The following is a 1,315-nucleotide window of genomic DNA, read 5'->3' on the forward strand; positions in this document are numbered from 1 at the left end:
TGCACGCTTAAAAATAATAAAAGCAGACTTGACCTGATAGTTTGGCTGTGAGCAATTATGTGCTTAGTGCATCTAACGCCGCTAAGCAGCGGCACATTTTGCGTTTTGAGCGCAGCGAAGCAAAATGTGTCCGATGGCTTGGATGGTTAACCCCTTTGCCAGATTTGATAGCGATAATTTATATTTGAATGAAATTCCTGCTCGAACACCACATTGAACTCTTTGGGGATTTCCGGAAAGAAAACATTGCCCTCTGGCTCGGAATCTATTGTCGAGATATGTAGCGTGTCGGCATGGGCGATCAGACTCTTGTAGATCTCTCCACCACCAGAAACAACAACATGGTTCGTAAGAGTCTTTAGCTCCCTCATTGCTGCTTCTATAGATGGAAACACAACCACATCATCGTTAGTAGCTACCGATCCTGAGCGGCTGACAACTGCATACTTTCTATTTGGGAGAGCCCCCATTGCCTCAAATGTTTTACGGCCGACTAAGAGCCATTGATTGTAAGTTATTGCTTTAAAAAGCAGCTGCTCACCTTTAGCGTTCCACGGGATATCCGAGCCGCAGCCAATAACCCCATTTCTTGCTTTTGCAGCCATTAGTGATATTTTCACGATACTCCTTTGGGTTAACGCCGCCATAAACGGCGACAGGGTGGCGCGCCTATTGCGCATAAAATGGCGAAGCCATGCGCAACAGGCGCGGAATCTCTGGCGTCCGGTTTGATGGCTTTGTTATGCAAAGGACTAGTCTTCAATGACGTGTAAACCACGGCGCTTTAAGTCCTCCAACGAATCCAACATTCCCCTTATTAATTCAACAGGATGCCCCTCCCAGTCTTCAACAACGCCAACAATTCTCAAGGGTTCGCAGGTTCTATAGGACTGTGTTGGATTACCGGGAAATCTTTTGTTCGTAAGATTCGGATCGTCTTCGAACGGTCCTGTTGGCTCAACTATGTATATGTAGCCGCGACCCTCGAGGCCAGACAGTGACATAGCAAGTTCAGCTCCCCAAACTGCTGGCTCCATCAAGGCTGAAAAGTAGATGTGCTTAAGAATACGACCGTCCTCGAAATGAGAGATGAACCCTGTGGTTAGCAAGTCACCAATCGCCAAATTGGCTTTGGTTCCATGATAGAACGGTCCTTGCACCTGCTTGTAATTATCATGAGAGATGGGAATCCAATCTTTTACCATTTTAAGACCCTTAATTGTTGGGATTTGGCTGCATAACTTTGTTTTAGGGCGACTGCCCTGCTGCGTAACATCGTTGCTGCTCCATAACATCAAACATCGACCCACGGCGT

General features: G+C 46.7%; 2 protein-coding genes. Both read right to left on the reverse strand.

The genetic code is table 11. The annotated features are described in order from the left end of the window. Positions 1–146 precede the first annotated feature (146 nt). On the reverse strand, positions 147–620 hold the full coding sequence (dfrA27, locus tag OKC31_RS21545) for a trimethoprim-resistant dihydrofolate reductase DfrA27 (RefSeq protein ID WP_001749985.1): 474 nt from the start codon (positions 618–620) through the stop codon (positions 147–149). Positions 621–752: 132 nt separating this feature from the next. Beyond that, a complete protein-coding gene (locus OKC31_RS21550) occupies positions 753–1,205 on the reverse strand; it encodes an NAD(+)--rifampin ADP-ribosyltransferase Arr-3 (RefSeq protein ID WP_001749986.1) in 453 nt (150 codons plus the stop codon). Positions 1,206–1,315 lie beyond the last annotated feature (110 nt).

This window comes from Aeromonas sp. Y293-4, from assembly GCF_027705905.1.
Lineage (GTDB): Bacteria > Pseudomonadota > Gammaproteobacteria > Enterobacterales > Aeromonadaceae > Aeromonas > Aeromonas veronii.